Source organism: Akkermansia sp. AE01SA01 (assembly GCF_036417395.1).
In the GTDB taxonomy this organism is placed as follows: domain Bacteria; phylum Verrucomicrobiota; class Verrucomicrobiia; order Verrucomicrobiales; family Akkermansiaceae; genus Akkermansia.
Map to the genome: position 1 here is coordinate 1,814,899 of NZ_CP143890.1, position 17,980 is coordinate 1,832,878.

6 protein-coding genes are annotated in these 17,980 nt (G+C 58.5%); 2 read left to right on the forward strand and 4 right to left on the reverse strand.

All coding sequences use genetic code 11. The features are described from left to right. Positions 1 to 92: 92 nt before the first annotated feature. Together V3C19_RS07325 and V3C19_RS07330 are read right to left on the reverse strand one after the other, a co-directional pair. Positions 93 to 9,587 carry an autotransporter-associated beta strand repeat-containing protein gene (locus V3C19_RS07325; protein ID WP_330937056.1) on the reverse strand — a complete coding sequence of 3,165 codons (9,495 nt, stop codon included), beginning with the start codon at positions 9,585 to 9,587 and terminating at the stop codon, positions 93 to 95. A 138-nt stretch (positions 9,588 to 9,725) separates the two neighbouring features. Continuing rightward, complete coding sequence (locus V3C19_RS07330) at positions 9,726 to 9,917, reverse strand: hypothetical protein (protein ID WP_330937057.1); 192 nt, start codon at positions 9,915 to 9,917, stop codon at positions 9,726 to 9,728. A 459-nt stretch (positions 9,918 to 10,376) separates the two neighbouring features. Here V3C19_RS07330 and V3C19_RS07335 point away from each other — a divergent pair, with 459 nt between their 5' ends. Continuing rightward, positions 10,377 to 12,539, forward strand: a complete 2,163-nt coding sequence (locus V3C19_RS07335) for an AMP-binding protein (protein ID WP_295877428.1) — start codon at positions 10,377 to 10,379, stop codon at positions 12,537 to 12,539. A 3-nt stretch (positions 12,540 to 12,542) separates the two neighbouring features. Next, positions 12,543 to 13,907, forward strand: coding sequence for an exodeoxyribonuclease VII large subunit (xseA, locus tag V3C19_RS07340; RefSeq protein ID WP_130084659.1), 1,365 nt, complete (start codon positions 12,543 to 12,545; stop codon positions 13,905 to 13,907). Between the two features lie 661 nt (positions 13,908 to 14,568). Here the strand turns inward: xseA and V3C19_RS07345 are convergent. Together V3C19_RS07345 and V3C19_RS07350 are read right to left on the reverse strand one after the other, a co-directional pair. Continuing rightward, positions 14,569 to 16,161, reverse strand: coding sequence for a hypothetical protein (locus V3C19_RS07345; protein WP_295877425.1), 1,593 nt, complete (start codon positions 16,159 to 16,161; stop codon positions 14,569 to 14,571). Between the two features lie 82 nt (positions 16,162 to 16,243). Next, positions 16,244 to 17,917 (reverse strand): tetratricopeptide repeat protein, encoded by a 1,674-nt coding sequence (locus tag V3C19_RS07350; RefSeq protein WP_130084662.1) that lies wholly within the window; start codon positions 17,915 to 17,917, stop codon positions 16,244 to 16,246. Positions 17,918 to 17,980 lie beyond the last annotated feature (63 nt).

A 17,980-nucleotide genomic window follows, 5' to 3' on the forward strand; every position in this document is an offset into this window, starting at 1 on the left:
ACAAGGCCGCCCCGGTTCACCCCGGGCGGCCTTGTTGTTTTTGCAGCAGAAACGGTGTTTCCACCATTTCCCCTGATCTGTCTTGACTTTTTTTAGAAGTCGTAGCGGTAGCCGATGCTTCCGTTTACCGAGCTGGCTCCGTTGCGGATGTCCGCGTTGCCGTTGACAAAGACCGTTCCCTGCGTCCCCACCGGCACGCTCAGGCCCGCTCCTATCTGCAACGCCGTCCGACCTACCTTGGCTCCACGCACTTGCTGCGTGTAGCCGGGGTTGGCAAGGAAGCCCACCGACGTTTCTCCCCGGTCGTCTCCCAGGTCCTGGGCCGCGTTGATACGCAGTTCCGCCAGTGCTTCCCTCCCGAAGATGTTGCTGCCTACAAGACCCATCCACCGGCCCCCCAAGGCAAGTGTCCCCGTCGTCCATTCCTGCTTGTCCACGCTCAGGCCCGCATTGCCCGCACCCGTTTCACGGTAGCCGTCCATGCGCGTGGTGACCACCGAGGCGTTGAAGAGGGGCTGCAGGATGCTGCTCCTGTTTTCGTTGAGGTAGATGTCGTAGGTGAGTTCATACATCGCTCCCAGGCCCCAGCCGTTGGTGTTGCCTTGCGTCCTGTAGCTGCCCGCTCCGTAGTCCACCGTCCGGTTGAGTTTGGCATCGTTCCACCCGCCCGTCAGGATGAGCGTGTGGGCCCATCTCTTGCTTTGGTAGCGGCCGAAGAGGTTGGCGTAGTAGCTGTCCAGGTGGCCGTCGGCCGTGTCCGCCGCGCTGGCCGTCAGGTCCCCGTAGTTGGCCGTGAAGGCCGCCCCCATCGTGAAGGAGTCGCTGAGGTCCACGTCCACCCCGAAGGTGCCCCCCCAGGTGGTGAGCTTGTAGCCGCTTTCATCACCCCTGGTGTCCAGCTGGGCGTAGGAGCCCGTGCCTTCCATCCACATGTGGAAGTAGGGGAGGTCTTCGTTGATGTAGGCGGGGTTGACGCCCATTTGGTTGGTGCGGTTGCGTATCCATCCCATTTGTTCTCTCAGCGCGTCGCGCTGGGCCGTACCCAGGGCGTTGACCGTAGAACCCGCCGACGCCGCCATGGAACGAGCGGCCTGTCCCGCGTTGCCGGACTGGATGTCGTTGCGTACTGCTTCACGCAGGTCACCCAACACCGTACCCTTGGGCGCGTTGCCGCGGTTGTTCCACAGAAGGTTGGCTCCCGCTGCGGAGTTGGCCGTATCCGCCGCGTCCATGAAGGCGTTGTCCGTCTTGACCATGCCGCTGACGATGATTTTCCCGCCTTCCGCACGGATGCCGAGTTCCTGGTAATAGAAGTCAAAGTATCCGGAGGACGTCACCGAAGCGCCGTCAGCCGTTACCGTACCGCCAGCACCCTGCGCGTCCACCAGCGTGAAGTTGAGGTTGGCCGTTGGATCCGCCGGATCGTCGTAGTCGCCCAGACTGTCCAGGGAAACAGTAGTGCCGTTCAGGTTGACATCCCCTGCCAGAACCGTAATGACCGGGTTGGCGAAGAGGTCATCCCTGTTGGTGTTGATGACCAGGTCCAGATTGGCCCCCGCCAGATTGAGGCCGTTGCCGACCGTCAGCGTGGTGTTGACAGCGTCCACGCCGTCACCCACCGCCGTGAGGCGCACATGGCCGCCGGTACCTGCCGTGAGCGTCTTGTAGGTGACGGAACCGTTGCCCCCTTCAGCGCCCATCAGCTCCAGGGTTCCCTTCGTAACGTTGAGGGACTGCCCGGCGGAGCCGCTGCCCTTGAGAGTCTGCGTACCCGTTCCGTTCATGGTGATGCTGCCTTCCCCGGTCAGCGAGCCTTCAAAGACGGACTTGCCGGAGGCGGTGATTTCCAGGGCGGAACCGTTGTTTAGACTTCCATTCCCCGTAAGACCGGAGAGGCTGTTAGCTGCGTTGCCAAGTTCCAGCATTCCGTTCGTGGAGAGCTCCACCTGTACGCCGTCAAGCTTGGATGTGCCGTTGAATAGCAGGGAGGCGTTGTCCGCCACCTGGAGCGTACCGGAACCCGTCACAGTGCTGTTGGAGAGTTCGGAACCTGCCGTATCAAGCGTGAGCTTGCCGTCCCCGCCAATGTTGAGCGTTCCTCCGTTGCCTTCATCCGTGAGCGTTCCGGCAGTTGCCGTGCCGGTGACGTTCAGGGTGGAGAGACTGTCCGCCTCCCTAGAGTCAAGTACGATAGAACCCAGGTCCGCCGTGCCGGAAAGCGTCAGGCTGCCTTCCCGCATGTCCAGCGCGCCGTCCGTGTTCAGGCTGCCGGAAAGTTCCAGGGAACCCGCACCCGTCTTGGTGATATTGGCCGTGCCGCCGTTAATGGTTCCGGCGTATTTCGTGTCGGGCCCGGACGTATTGGGATCATTTCCCAGCAGTTCGTTGTTCAGGATGACGGAGGCCGTCTTGTCATCGGTTGCAGTAATGGTGATCACTCCGGAAGCCGCTCCGGAAAGGTTGTTGATGGTCAGTCCTTCCGCCTCGTCATCCACACCAGGGAGGTTGAGGGCCAGATTGCCGTCCACAATAACCGCCCGGTAGGGATCAAGTTCCGCGTTGCTGGTGATTTCCTTGTCTTCACTGCCCACCGCATAGATCTGCGTGGCGTCGCCCGTGATACCGATGGAGCCGCCGTTGATACCCGTGACGGTGAAGCCCAGGCCTTCCAGAAGCGGGTTGAAGGTGGCCGTGCCGTAACTCAGAGATCCGTTGGTCAGGTTGAGCCATGCGGTGCGTTCTCCGGCTCCCCAGCCCTGCATGGCGTTGACCACGTCCGCAGAAAGGGAGAGCGTCAGGCTGGCGATGTCCAGCGTAGCTCCGTTCTCATTGAACTGAATGATGGAATCGCTGCCTGCCAAGTTCTGCGTCTTGGCGACATTGTCCGTGCCGACGACCAGATTGGCGCTGTCCAGGCTGGCCGCCCCGTTGATGCCGCTGATGACCGTACCGGCATCCGTAATACCTATGGATTTGAGCGAGGAGCCGTTCAAACCGCCCAGGGAGATGGAACTGACTCCGGCCGCCGCATTGACGGTGACATTTTTGCTGGCGCCGCTGTAGTATTGGCCGCCCTGCAGTTCGCCCCCGGTGATGTTGAGGGCGCCCTTGTAACCGTCGGCCCCTGCCAGGAAGGCCAGCGTGCCGGAAGAGAGCGTTACGGTTCCCGCGTAGTCCGCACTGGCTGAGCCAAGGCTGAGCTGGCCCGTCCCTGTTTTAGCGAGGCTGCCCGTTCCGCTAAGTGCGCCGTTGAGGGTGATGTTCCCTCCCGTGGTGTCTACCGTGGCGGTTTTGCCCTGCGCCGCGTTGAGCATAACTCCGCTTTCCGCGGACCAGGCCGCACTGGAGTTGAGCGTGCCTTCTCCCAGCGTGAGCGTACCGGAGGTTCCGGTGATGTTGCCGCCCATGGTAAGCGTACCGTTGCCGTTCAGCGTAATGCCGGAGCTGACCGTTCCGCTGAAAGCGAGAGCACCCAGCTGCGCCGTTCCTCCTGCGATGTTGAGTTCACCGGCCACGTCTCCTCCCAGCGTTACGCTGTTGCTTGTGAGGGTGACCCCCGTTCCGACGATGACTGCGGAGGCCTGCGTGTTGCCGTCAAAGGTTCCGCCGCCGACTTGCAGCGTGCCTATGTTCTGGGAATGTTTCAGGTTCAGCGTTACGCCGTAGGTTGCATTAACCACGGAGGCATCCAGCATTCCATTGACCGTGACAGTCCGGTTGGACGTAGCCGCTCCGTAACCGGAGAAGACGATGTCTGCCCCGCTGTTGCGCAACGTTCCGTTGAGCGCGTCATTCCCGTTGATCGTCTTGATGAGCAGGGAGCCGCCATCCGTTTTCTCCAAGGTTCCGGAGATATTCTTGAGGATGCCGGAAAGAGCTATTTCCGTTCCGCCGGAAAGGTTGAGCTTGGAACCGGCCGCCACCGCGATGGTGCCGGAAAGGACCTTCGTATCTGCAATGCCGCCCAGCGCGACGCTGCCGTTCCCGGAAACATTCCAGTTAAGCCCCAGGAAGCTGTCCTGGCCGCCAGTGCTTACCGTCAGCACTGTATCGGCGCCCGTGGCAGCCAGTTTCACGGCGTCTGAGGCGTTTTTCTGCACCATGATTTGCGTGAGCGTCACGTTCCCGGAGGCCTGCAACGTACCGCCCCCGAAGATGATGGAGCCCGTTCCCAGCGCTCCGTCCCCGTTGATGTCCACAATGCCCCCTTCCAGGGACGTGGAACCTCCATAACTGTTGGTGTTGCGGATGATCAGCGTTCCGTCCCCCCTCTTGGTAAGAATGGTCGTATCCCCAGTAATGTGGCCGTCTCCTTCAAAGGTGTAGGTGTTATTACCGCTGTTGCTGACCACGACGGAAGACGGCGCCACGTTCCCCGTGATCGTCACGTCCTTGTTGGCCGCCGTGTTGTCAAAGAGCAGAGGCTGGCCGTCCGTGCTTGTCGGCTTAGTACTGCTTCCCGCATAGGTCCAGTTGGAAACGTCGCCGGCGCTCCATGTTCCGGCATCCGCCGTTCCATTCCATGTGAGCATGTCCGCGGAGGACTCTATTTTAAGCTGAAGCGTCTTTCCGTCCGCGGAGAGCCCCAGCATGTAGGTGAGTTCCGGATGGGCCTCGTTAATGAGTTCTCCGACATTGAAGGAGCCTACCATGAGCGTCCCGGTTCCCACCGTCAGCAGGGAGTAGTTCCCGGAATCGGTAAGCGTTTCGTAGTTGGAGAGGGTCAGGTTGTGCGTTCCGCTGACCGTCAGGCCGCCGGTGAGCGTCACCAGCGCATTGTCTCCCGCCGTCAAACCCGTCATGTCAAAAGTAAGCGCCGCCCCGGAGGCCAGGGCCATGCTGCCATCGACGTTCAGCCGGGAATAGCTGCCCAGCGTCAGGCTGCCCAGCGTGCCTCCATTGCTGATGATGGATGCCGTGGAAAGTGCGCCGGAAGCACCGGCCTTTACGGCCACGGCATTGCCGAGCGCATAGTCTCCGATGTCAAGTGTGGCCCCGGAAGAGAGGGATACGGAGCTCGTCCCGAAAGCCGTGGTGCTTCCCGCCTTCAGCGTTCCGGCTTCCACACTGGTGATGCCTGTGTAGGTATTGGCTCCGCCCAGCGTAACGATTCCGGACCCCTTCTGGGTAAAGGTGCCCGTGCCGCCAATGGCATTGCCCACCGTTCGGTCTCCGTCCACAGCAAAAGTCAGGAAAGCGTCCCCGTTGCCGCCTAGCGTCACGGCGCCGGCTCCATTGCCCAGCGTGGCGGCGCCCGTCAGAAGAAGCGTTCCTTCCTTGAGCAGGGTCTGCCCCGAGTATGTGTTGGCGCGCGTCAGTTGAAGAACGCCGTCACCCGTCTTGGTGATGTTGCTGCCGCCCTGGACGATCACGTCTATTTTCAAGTCCGCCGTGCTGGTGTCATCCAGTGCGAAGTTGCCCCGGGCAATGTTAAAGGCCGTAGCCCCCGAGATCGTCATTTTATTGTTGTTAAACTCCCCGTTCGAAGTGAACACGGACATGCCGGAAGCGCTGGACAGCGTGTTGATCCGGTGGCTGCCGTTGAGGACATAGAAGCCATTGCCGCTGGTGTTGACCAGCACGGAACTGGCGTCCATCGTCAAGTTCAGGGTATTGAGCGTATTGTGCTTGGTGCCCGTGAGCGTCCACACGGCGCCGTTCTGCAGCGTCAGGGAACCGAGTGTCGCCCCGGTGTAGCCGAAGCTGTCGCCGTCCGTGTTCAGGCTGCCGCCGTTGACGGTCAGGCTGCCGGACAGCAGGGTGTTCATAGTGTTCGTCGCCGTGATGGACAGAATGGAGCCTGTCCCCACATAAGTGGAGACGATGTTCCTTTGAGGATTGTCATTGAGAAGGTTCAGGGTTGTCCCCTCGCCTGTTACTTCCAGATTGGCGCCCGTGCCGCTGTCAAGAATTTTGTTCAGCGTGACTTCCACCCCGGAAGTGAAGGCCAGCGTTCCGCCGTTGACCACGGGCATCGTTTCTCCCAGAATGTCCGTGATATTGCCGCCCACGCCGATTTCCAGCGTTCCCTCACCCGCCACCGTTACGGTGCCCGTACCCAGCGCCTTGTTCGCCGTCACGGCCACTGTTCCTTCCTGAATGTTGACCGCCCCGGCGTAATTTTCGTTGGAGCTGTTGAAGCTTACCTTTCCTTCTCCCAGCTTGGTGATGGTACCGTTGCCGGCCAGTTCCCCTTCGTTGTTGGTCAACGCCAGATCCTGCCCCGCTCCATTGTTGAAGTAGATGGCCTTGGCGTCCATGCTTCCCGTCAAGGAAACGGCGCCCGTATGGGTTCCGTCAAACAGGTACGTCTTGGTGTTGTCCACTGCGCCGATCGGATTGCCGTCCCACACAATCACTCCATCCGCCATACTCACGCTGACGGATACCGTCTTGCCGGCCGTATCCACGGTGAACGTGCCCTGATACAGGCCCGCCAGGGTTCCGGTCAGGGTCATGGAGTTTGCATCCACAAAGTTCCCGGACGTCAGGGTGTCCCAACCCACCAGCGTGTATGTCCCTTCGGCTACATTGCCGTCAATGTTCAGACTCACTCCGGCATCCGCGCCCAGCGCCAGATTGGCAACCGTCAGGACAGCGCCATCCGCACTCAGGGCGGTTCCGTCAACGGCCAGGGAGGCGGCATTCAAAGTTCCCGTCACATTCTGGGAACGCAGGGCCGTCACCTTGGCGGAAGAGGCGTTCAGCGTTCCTGCCAAAGCCGTATCCGCATCCAGGTACAGGTTGGAGCCGGTGAGATTCAGAGTTCCGGAAAATCCGGAGACATCCCCGCCCAGCGTCAGGGCCCCGACATTATTTCTGGTATTCACCGCCAGCGTTCCCGTCCCGCCCAGGCCGCCTTCCATTCGAAGCATGTCTCCGCTTGAAATCATCGCTGTTCCGGAACCGGACGTCTCCACGGAAACCTTGCCGTTGAGAACTATGTTCCCGGAGGCTCCGGTAAAAATATTCAATCTAGTGGCGGCGTTCACCCCTTTCAGTGTGATATCGCCATCCAGAGCAACTCCTCCCATAGCAGCATTAGAATTCAATCCGGAGAATGTCACCGCAATCGTACCCGCTCCTCCTCCAATCGTAACATTCCCCTTCCCCCAGGGGGTTACAGTCTGTCCACTGGTAACCGAGGCATTTCCTACGTCGTAGGTCAGATTAATATTCTTGTCCGTAGCAATAATTTCCGTATTGCCGTCGTAGGAGTTTTTCACCCAGCCTCCGGTAAATTTCCATTGATTGCTGTTGATATGCGTAATTTTCAAATCGCCGGTACCGCTGATCGTGCTCCCGACGGACGTATTATTCCCGAAAGTGCTCGCACTCAGGGAAGCCTGCCCTCCCGCCGCATCCAGAATGATGTTCATGTTGAACACCCCGGAAGTACCGCCCCCATTTGACAAAGTGAGCGAAGTCCCCTTACCCATGGTCAGCGTCCCTGTTCCGTTCACACCGACACCATAGGGGACAGTCATTGCCACATTGTCTTTCAGGACAATATTCATGCTTCCGGTCCAGGCCGCTTCATCCTGTTTCAGAGAAAGAGTCCCGCTTTCCACGATGAGCGTGGAGCCGTTGGAATTGGTAAAGGCATTCCTGTTGATGGTCAGCGTCCCGTCTCCCGTCTTGCTTACGGTGCCCCCAATGCCGCCGGTCAGGGAGGAATTCCCTGCTCCGATGGTCAGGGAGCCTGTCCCTTCATTCGTCAGCTTCCCTCCATAAGTACCTGCGCCCAGCGTCAGGCTGCCTTCTCCCGAACGGGTGAGCGTTCCGGTCCACCCAGCCAGGGAGGCCCACGTCACGGCATTCCCGTTGGTGTCCACCAGAATGGCGTTGCTTGCCAGGGCATCCGTCTTGATCTGGCCGGAGATGTCCGCCGTGATGCCCGTGCCGTATTTGAGGGCGCCGCCGTTGAAAATAATATTTCCCGTGCCCAGCGCTGCGGCGTTCTGCATTTCCACCAGGCCGCCGCCCAGCAGGATTTCCCCGGAAAAGCCGGAGTTGTCCGTGGCGATTGTCAGTGTTCCGTTTCCGGTCTTCTGGAGCTTGGAGCTTCCCGTAAGGGAGCCTGCTCCCGTCCACGTGTAATCGGTGGATTCCGCATTGACCAGAATCAGGCCGGGATTTACCTGCCCGGTGATGTTGACCATCTGGGGAGGATTGCCGGCAATATCCCCAAAGGATACTCCCATGCCGTTTTCAAAAGTGCTTCCGGCGCTCCACGGAGAATTGGTCCCGCTTCCCCCCACCGTCCAGGTAGCGTCCCCTCCGCCCGTCCAGCTTATGGAGGTCAGTTCCGTCACCACGAATTTCAGGACATTGTCCGCCGTATCCCAATTCCCTATATACTGGGACCCAAGCAGGACGGTGTTGGCCAGATCCCCGGTAATTCCATCCGTAGCGCTAATCAGGCTGTATGTTCCGGCGCTCCATGAAGCGCCGTCTGCATTCTCCAGCAGCAAGCTGCCGTTCACCGTCAAGGAACCGTTCAGAGCCAGCAGGGCGTCCCCGTTTTTCGTCATATGGCTGGCATCAATGAACAGGCCGGTTCCCAGATTCAGGTTGCCGGTCATCGTGTTCTGCCCGCCCAGGGACAGGGAGCCCCCGCTTAAAGTCAGCCCCGCGCCGGCGTCCACCGCGGACACGTCAAGGGTGACGCCGGAAGACAGGGAAAGCCCCTGATACGCGGCGGATATGCCTCCGATGGCCGCATTGCCCGTCACGGAAAGAACCTTGTTCGTGCCCATGCCGCCGGCATGACCCACAATCAGCGTACCTCCATTCAGTTCCACACCGCCGCCAAAGGAATTGGCGAATCCCAGCGTCAGCGTTCCGTCCCCCACTTTCTTCAATCCTCCGTTCCCGGTGAACATGTCATCCTTGTCCCCGCCTTCGATATTGCCTGCACCGCCCAGGGCCAGCACGTCATTCAGAACAACCTGAGTCGTCTTGTCATCTTTCAGACGCATTTTTACCGTCGTTCCGGCATTGGTCACCAGGTAGCTGCCTCCGCCTTCATTCACGGTAAAGCCGATGTTGGATATCGTCTCCGCCGCGGTGGCTGTCACCTCAATGGTGCCGCCGCCGGACAGGAGTAAATTTTCCTTATTGGTCATTCTGGCTCCGAATACGTAATTCCCTGCATCCATGCTGCGTGTTTTCAACACGCTGTTATCCGCTACGGAGATGATGAACCGGGTCCAGTTGGCATCCTGCGCCACGGAAAGGCATGCATCCGGAGCCGTCAGGTCCAGCGTGGAGCCGCCCTGGATATTCAGGCGCCCGTCTGCCGCCAGCGTGTGTTCCGTAGCGGTGCTGAGAATGCTGAGCGTGCCTCCGCCGTCAATCGTCAGCGTATGCGCTCCTATGACCAGGGAACCCGTCTCCTGGGTAACTGTAACGTCCGGGTTAATGGTCAGGGTGACGTTGGCGGTTACATTTGTATTTTCCGTCCAGTCCGTATTCTCCGTAATGGTTTCATTGGCTCCCAGATCAAGGGCATAGGCGGGGGCGGAAACGAGGGCACAGCAGGCAAGCAGGGCGGACAGCAGTTGCAAGGGCAAGTGAAGCTTCATAGATAAAATGTTGGTTATGAATATATTTAATTATAATCTATTTTTTCAGGAAAACAGAGGAGGCTCTCTATATCATTAGCGGTTTATCGAATTTGAAATCCGGTGTCAATCTGGAAGTTCCATTTACAATGCTTTAAATCATTTTTCTTCTTCCAAGCGCCTCTCACCAAATTCAATAATATAACAATTATTTTCAATAATTTCATGCACTTCATTTATTACAAAATATTCTTTAAATGAAATACTTATGCAATTATCAAAAGACATTTTTCTCCTGAGTTTCCTTTTCTGAACGGATTTCAAATCCGCACATTCCCTTCTCCTTTTCATTCCGTTCCCATCTTTTCCGCGCCTCCGCCAATGGATTCCGCATGCAACAGGCGCGGAACGGCAGCCTTTGATTCAAGTCTTTCATTTGCATGATATTGTCATTGCTACAAATTGGCAGAAACTGCTTCAGACTTCTTTCCCCATCTTCTCCCAGTATCATTTTTTTCATGAAAACACAGAAAAATAAATTTATCCCGCCGTGAAAAACAGTCTGCACTCTGACCCGAAATATGGAGAATCGACGGCGGCCAGACGCCTTTTTTTTAAATTTCTGCAGGTCCTGAAAAAGCTTTTCAAAAATTCCGTATATTTTCGATAACAAGTGAAAGGGTAATTCCCATCTGCATCCCCCAGTGATCACGGTGCATTCATGACAGCGGGAAAGGCGACGGCTTTCCTTCTTGCCCTCCGGGCATCAGGTCGCTAGAATAAATGGAGCAAGTTTTTCATTTTTCCCTCATGGCCATTTTCGGTACCTCCCATCTATCCGACGCCGGCGACCTGCTGATTTTCAACAAGCTGTCCCACAAAACCCTGCTTATGTTCGAAAAGGAACTGGGCAGGGACCGCATTACCTACCTGGTGGAGGAAGCCCTCCCTCCGGACGCGGCTATCGCGGCCCATCTGGAATCCACCAAGGCGGACGGCATTCTGTTTCGCGCGGAAACCAGCGACCCCATCGCCCTGCGCGCGGCGATCATGGAGCGCATCAACCAGGGGCGCAGGGTGGTTTTCCTGCCCGGCCCTGTGGCGCATATCAAGGGTTCCATCTGCCAGATTCCCCCGCGGGTCATGAAAACCCTGGGAGCCCTGCACATTTCCCCCGTCCCGGTGTATGTGGGTTTTTACACCAGCTCCGTATTGGATGCGGAAGCGGATACGGACGCCCAGGCGGACATCCAGATTTACATCCTTCCCAAGCTGGCGCCGGGCGCTGAAATGGCCGCGCGCCTGACCACCGCATGGCTGGAATGCTCCGCCCAGGCGTATGCCACGCTGCCCCAGCTCCACGGCTCCCTTTCCGCCCTGCTGTTCCGCAGTCTCAAGCAGCATTCGGATTGCCGGGTTATTGACGGGATTGACGACACTTCCCTGACATACGGCCAGCTTCTGGCCATTTCCATAGCCTTCGCCAGGCGACTGAAGAAAATCACCTCCAACCGGAGGGTGGGCATCATCCTGCCGCCAGGCAAAGGGGCGGCCATTGCCAATCTGGGCTGCCTGTTTGCGGGCAAGACCCCAGTCAATTTCAATTATTCCGCCTCGGAAAGCGCTTTCGCCAGTTCCGTAAAACAGTCCGGCGTGGACTGGTTCATCACGGCGGACACCTTCATGCGCAAGCTCCAGAACTTTCCGTGGCCACCCCAGCGGGACCTGATTTTCATGGAGCGCGAACTTCCCCTTCTCAAAGGTTCCGCCAAGCGGTGGGGACTGGCCATCAAGTTCCTGACAGCCGGTTTCATGATCAGGAAACTGGGGCTGGACACGCCTGTGGGCGGGGATGAAGCCGTGCTGATGTTTACTTCCGGCTCTTCCGGAGAGCCCAAGGGGGTTCCCCTCACTCACCACAACCTGCTTGCCAATATTTCCCAGTGTTCCTCCCGCATCACTCTGGCCCCGCAGAGCAGGTTCCTGGGCAGCCTGCCCGTGTTCCACTGCTTCGGCATCACTATCGGCCTGTGGTATCCGATGATCGGAGGATACGACATGGTAACCTACCCTTCCCCTCTGGAAGCCAAGCGTCTGGGCGCGCTGATCAAGCAGTACGGCATCAGCCTGGTGGTTACCACCCCCACCTTCCTGCGCGGCTTCATGAAGCGGTGCGAACCGGATACTTTCAAGACGGTCCGCTACCTGATCGTGGGCGCGGAAAAACTGCCTGAAGACCTCGCCGCCGCCTTCCGGGAAAAATTCGGCACCATTCCGTGTGAAGGATACGGCCTGACGGAAGCATCCCCCGTCTGTTCCGTCAATTTTGTGGACCCTGCTCCGTCCAATGCCGCCGGCGACTTTATTCCGGGCATGAAAAAAGGGACCGTAGGCGCGCTGCTGCCCGGCATTGCCGTACGCATCACCAGTCCGCATACGGGGCGCGTAGTGCCCGTCACCACTTCCGGCATGATCTGGCTGAAGGGGCCGAACATTTTCCCCGGCTACCTGGGCGGACCGGAAGTGAACAGGGACATCTTCGTGGACGGCTGGCTGAAGACCGGAGACATTGGCGCCGCGGACGAATACGGCTTTCTTAAAATAGAGGGGCGCGTCTCCCGCTTCTCCAAGATCGGCGGGGAAATGGTCCCCCATGAAGCGCTGGAAGCAGCCATCATGAATATATGGAACCTGGACCCCACTGACGACGAACGGAGAATTGCTGTGGTCACCATTCCGGACCAGGCGAAGGGAGAAGCCGTGGCCCTGCTGACCACCCTGGTGACGGATTACGTGCACCAGGCGCGCACCTTGATCCGGCACGGCCTGATCGACCAGGGGCTGCCCGCCCTGTGGTGCCCCAAAGAGATCATCCCCGTGGAGCATATCCCGGTGCTGCCTTCCGGCAAGCTGGACCTGAAGCAGTGCAGGATGCTGGCGTACGAGGCGCTGAACATTCCCTTTGAACCGTAAACCATGGAATTTCCGCAGGAAACGGCTTCCGCCCCCCGGCCCATCACGGTCAAGCAGCTTGTTTACCGTCTCAGGGACGTGGTCGGCATCTCCGTCGGAACCCAGTGGGTTGTTGGAGAGCTGAGCAACGTCAAGCACCATACCAGCGGACATATTTATTTCACCCTGAAGGAACAGGGTGCTGAAATATTCTGCGCCTTTTTCAAGAACGCCGCCGCGCGTTGTCCCCTGCGGCTCCAGGAGGGCATGAAGGTGCACGTACTGGGGAACGCCACCGTATACCCGGACAGGGGGCAGCTTCAACTGGTTATCAAAGAGGTGCGGGCCGCCGGCATGGGTGATCTCCAGGCGCGCTTCCTGGAACTGAAGGAAAAGCTCCAGCGGGAAGGCCTGTTTGACGCGGAATGCAAAAGAGCCATTCCCCGCTTTCCGCGCGCCATCGGCATCGTCACCTCCCCTACCGGAGCCGTCATCCAGGACATGCGCCACGTGCTGGAACGCCGCGCCCCCTGGGTGAAGGCATACCTGCTGCCCGTCCGCGTCCAGGGAAGCGGGGCGGAGCGCGAGATTGCCGCCGCCATCCGGGCATGGTCCCATGCGCCGCACAACGGACTGCCCCCCGTGGACGTCCTCATCGTGGGCCGCGGAGGCGGCTCTATAGAAGATTTGTGGAATTTCAACGAGGAGACTGTGGCGCGCGCCATCCACGAATGTACCATTCCCGTTATTTCCGCGGTAGGTCACGACACCGACTTCACCATTGCGGATTTTGTGGCCGACCTGCGGGCTCCCACCCCCACCGCGGCGGCAGAACTCGCCACGCCGGATGGCCCGGAATGGCTCCGCAAACTCGGAAGAATGGAGCAGGCGCTCCATGCTTCAGCACGCCATTCCCTGCTGCACGCCCGGCTGAAACTGGACGTTTATCTGCGCGGCAGATTGCTGGACGCAGACTCTCTTCTGGCCCCGTACGCACAGCGTCTGGACGGGATGGAAGAATCCCTGCTGTCTTCCTCTTTATTCCGAATACAACATAATTTACTTTTAATCAATCAACTGGAACACAAGCTCCAGTTGAGCCATCCCTGCCATCTCAACAAGGGGCGGGCCCAGCAGCTCTCAGCCCTGCAGTCCCGGCTGCTTCATGCCGCAACCGCCAGAATGACGGCGTTTTCATCTTCCCTGACTCTTTTGCAGACCAGGCTGGAAGCCCACAATCCCGAACAGACGCTGCGCCGGGGATACGCACTCGTGGAGAATGAAGACAGACAGTTAATCCGGAAAACCGGGCAGGTTCATGCCGGAGAAAAGCTAAAAGTTCGTGTCTTCAACGGTCATTTTTTTGTCACGGCTGACAAACATCAATAAGTTTATTACAAGCATATAATCGCACATTTTTTGCACACAATCTAACAAATTGTGTTTTTTCTGGATTTTACCGGAATTGGGACATATCCTAAGAGAAGCTTATTACTACTGCCCGCATTCTCTGGTCCCAATAATTCACGCGCATATGCCTTGTAAAAACATCACCCGCTATACTTACGAAACTACGGCCTTTCAAGGCTACCGGCTGGCTATTTGTAAGAACAAGCGCTTATTCACCCGTTATTTTTCGGATTCCCAGTACGGAGGTGCGGAAGCGGCGCTTCAGGAGGCAATGAGGGTGAGAGACAATATTTTCAAGCTTCTTGAACAGGGCAACTTGACCGTTAGCCAAGTTTTCGCAAAATATACCGTGCGTTCCCGACGCCAGTCCGCAGCGGACCGCCGGGAAAAAATGGCCCACGGCAAACGGACCTCCCTCCAATCAAGACAAAAGGCCAAAGTGCGCAGTTGATTTACCTTTCGTGCGGTTCGCCGCTCCTTCTCCGGAGACATAGCTGGGTTCCGTGCCGGAAGAAGATGGAGGGGGAAGGGAAAGTTCTCCAGCGTTCGTCTTCAAAGAATCCGGCAACATTTGAAGACGGTTCCGTATTTTTATTCCCGTCCTGTTATCTTCGCCCGTACGCAGGCATCAGGACATTAATTACCTTCTGCGGCGGCGGGCGGCAGGCCGTTCCGGTTCTTCCGCAGGAGCCTCTCCGATTTTTGTCAATACCCGGCGCGCCTCCGTGGTTCTATTCTGCTTGCGGCACACTTCCGCCCAGTCACGGTGGATTTTCTTGTAAAGTTCCTCCGACTGGATGGATGCCAGGTTGGTCTGGAGAGTGGCCTTGTCTTCATCACTCAGTGCATCCCATGTTTCCACCAGCTTTCCGTATTGCAATTCCGCTACCGCCCATTGTTCCCTCCCGGCGCTGATTTCCGCCTGGAGAGTCATGATCACGGGCTGAAGAGCCTGGATGAAGGTGGTGCTTTCCCGTGCCACTTTCATCGCCTGATCGGAATATTTTACCGCCTGGTCGTAATCCTTCGCCCTCAGGAAAGCCGCGGCAATATTCACATCTTCATACGCCCGCTTTACCAAGGCTTCCGCCTGCGCGTACTTGTCCAGCTGGGAACGCAGTTCCGCAATTTCCTGGCTCAGGCTGGAACCGCTGAGAATGCGCGGGGCGTCCACCCCCAGCGTCATGGCGGAGCCTTCCGCACGGGAGAGCAGCCGCGCCGCTTCCTTTAAATTCCCCATTTGCATCCTCACGCGGGCCAGCGCGAGCATAGTCTCCGGAGTGCAGTCCATTTCCGTCTCCGCGGCACGGAAGCAGATCAGGGCGGCTTCCAACTGGTCTGCCATGCCCTTCAATTCAGCCTGGGAATATTTCCGCCGCGCATTGAGGGGCATGTTCAGTTCATTCAGGATGATGCGCCCCATGTCCGGACTGGCCGTGAGGCGGAATCGGGAAAGCAATTCCCTGGCAATGGTGCTGTCCGTACGGCCAGGTTGTCCGGTCGCCTTTTCCGGCAGGGTATCCTGAAGCAGCAGGATTTTCACCATGCTTTTTACGTCCTCGGGCTTTTTCAGCATGCTCCTCATCACGGGGGAGGAGGCCTGCTTGCACAGGGAGGAAAAACGTTCGAACTTGGCCTGGTCATAGGCATAATGGGCCAGCGGTTCCAGGCAGGCCAGCAGAACGGAAACATGGTCTTCCGGCGTATTGTTCAAAATCACTTCATACAACCGTTCCGCTGCGGCGTCATGGTTGCGCGCGGCAAATTCACGCGCCCAGTTCAGGCTGACGTTCAGCAGGCGGTCCCGGTCCGTCCCCGGCAGGGAGCCGGAATTGGAGAGTTTCTTTTCCAGAAGGGATGCAATCATGGGCTCTGACTCCTTGACCATGCCGCGCCGGTCCATTTCCATAGCCAGAAGCCATGCAAAGGAGTCGCGCGCCTCCGCGGAATTCATCCATTCCACCTCCTTGTCCACGGATGCGGCCAGTGCCGCCAATTCCTCATTCGAGCCGTTCCAGGAGTCCAGCATGCCCTGAAGATGCCCCATGGCCTGGGTCTGGCTGTGCACCTCGTGAATCGTGGGCTTGAACCAGCTTTCAATGGCGGGCCAGTACTGGACATAGCCGAACCAGAGGCCGGCCAGCGCTACCAAACAGAGGACCGGTTTCCAGTAAGACTTTTTCTTGCGCGACGGACGATAAGGCTTATTGGAAAAATGGCGCTCGGAACTCATGCAGGCATTGAGCCAAAAAGAGGGCACAAATCAAGCAAAATCAGCAGTCCGCAACGTCTTACGGCGCGGCGGCGGAGGGCCGTCACCGCCGGGAAGATACCCTGCCGCCGTCCGTCCGGCGCACGGGAGAACTCCGGCGCACCCGCGGAAATCCGGATTCCTTCCAGCATTCATCCGCCTTCTCCGTCATTCCCAGTTCATCGTAACAGCGGCCGAGCTGCTTGTAGTTTTCCGACCTCTGTTCTCCTTCCAGCAGCGGCAGCACGGCTTCAAAAGCGTTCACTGCCTCCTGCCACTGCTCACCGTCGCACAGGGCGTAGGCCTTGCACAAGTAGGACTGGACCAGCAAATTTTTCCGTTCCGGCCCGTCCCCGCATTTCAGCAGGGCGTCCACGGCGCGGGAATACGCCTGGAGGGCTCCTTCACGGTCCCCTTCCATGTCGCTGGCCATTCCCAGGGAATGGTACACCCTGCCCAGGGAAAGGGTATCTGAAGAGAAGTTGGATTCCCGGACCTGGATGGATTGCCGGAGGTTTTCCCGCGCCTTTCCTCCTTCCCCGGCGTCCAGCCACGCTTTCCCCAGGCCCTCGCGGGACTGGGCGGCAATCATGGGAGAGACCGCCGCATTGCTCACTGCTTTCAGGAAATCCGCACGTGCTTCCGGCGCGGCCTTTCGCATGATGTTGACCCATCCGCGCTGGTCATACAGACCGGCCCAGAAGGCGTGGTCCGCCGGAAGCACGCCGCGGGCGGCGCCTTCCGCCTGGTGAAGGTAGGCCAGCGCCTCTTCATAATTTCCCTGCTCCGTGGAGATGCGTGCCAGCCCGCGCAGGGCGTTCAGGCAGTCGTTGAGCAGATAGGAAGCATTTTCCGAGCCGGTGAGCCCCTTCAGGAACAGCTCGCGGGCCTCCTCCTTCCTGCCTGCTTCCAGCATGGCTTCTCCCATGCTGATGCTGGCCAGCGCCAGGTCTCCTGTGGTCTTGCCCTGTTCCTGGGGGAACAGAACCAGAGCTTCCTTGAAATAGGCCCGTGATTCCGGAACATGGCCCGCAGCGCGGGCCAGCCTGCCCTGGGCGGCCAGAAGCCTGGACTTAACGGCAAGAGAGTCGCTCCCCAGGAGGGCGGAAGCCTCCACGGCGCGCTGCAGCAACGCATTTGCCTGGTCATTCCGGTTCAATATCTGGTCAATAGAACTCATGGTTTGAAGGGCTTTCACCAGCTCGGCGGCCATGCTCCCCTTCTCATACCCATCCACGGCTATTTTCAAATAATCGTAGGCAGCCGCGTACTGGTGCTCCGCCAGCAGGGCCCGGGCCACGGCATCAGCGCGGGGAGCCCATATCTGCCGCTTTCCCTCCGCGTAGCCTGCCTCAATCAATTCCCTGGCCGAAGGAAGCGCCTGCTTCACACCGCCGCGGCTGATCAGTTCGCGGGTCAGCCCCCAGGCCGTTTCCGACCGAACTTCCGGATCCCTGATCCAGGCGAGGCGTTCCTCCCGGTTGTCCAGAATTCCGGACAGGCTTTCCCGGGAAGCGAACACATCCGCCATGAAACGGGACAATTTCTGGAAAGCTTTTTCATCACTCTTCTGGATCACTACCGGAGGGGTATGCAGGGCTCCTTCATCGTAACCGATGCGGTAGGCCATGTGATACGTCAAAAACTCCAGCAACAGGACGGCCATGCACAGGCACAGGGCAATCAGCCATTTGGTGCGTGAAGAAAGAGGTTTCAGGGGAGGAGTGGACGCCTGCATAACGGGAGCACAACGTTAACGGCCCTCCCCCGGAATTCAAGCCTTTTGAATGCCGCGTGTGCC

Coding starts and splice junctions, on each gene's coding strand:
- V3C19_RS07335 (WP_295877428.1), top strand. CDS start 10,377: ATGGCCATTTTCGGTACCTCCCATCTATCCGACGCCGGCGACCTGCTG.
- V3C19_RS07330 (WP_330937057.1), bottom strand. CDS start 9,917: ATGAAAAGGAGAAGGGAATGTGCGGATTTGAAATCCGTTCAGAAAAGG.
- V3C19_RS07345 (WP_295877425.1), bottom strand. CDS start 16,161: ATGAGTTCCGAGCGCCATTTTTCCAATAAGCCTTATCGTCCGTCGCGC.
- V3C19_RS07325 (WP_330937056.1), bottom strand. CDS start 9,587: ATGAAGCTTCACTTGCCCTTGCAACTGCTGTCCGCCCTGCTTGCCTGC.
- xseA (WP_130084659.1), top strand. CDS start 12,543: ATGGAATTTCCGCAGGAAACGGCTTCCGCCCCCCGGCCCATCACGGTC.
- V3C19_RS07350 (WP_130084662.1), bottom strand. CDS start 17,917: ATGCAGGCGTCCACTCCTCCCCTGAAACCTCTTTCTTCACGCACCAAA.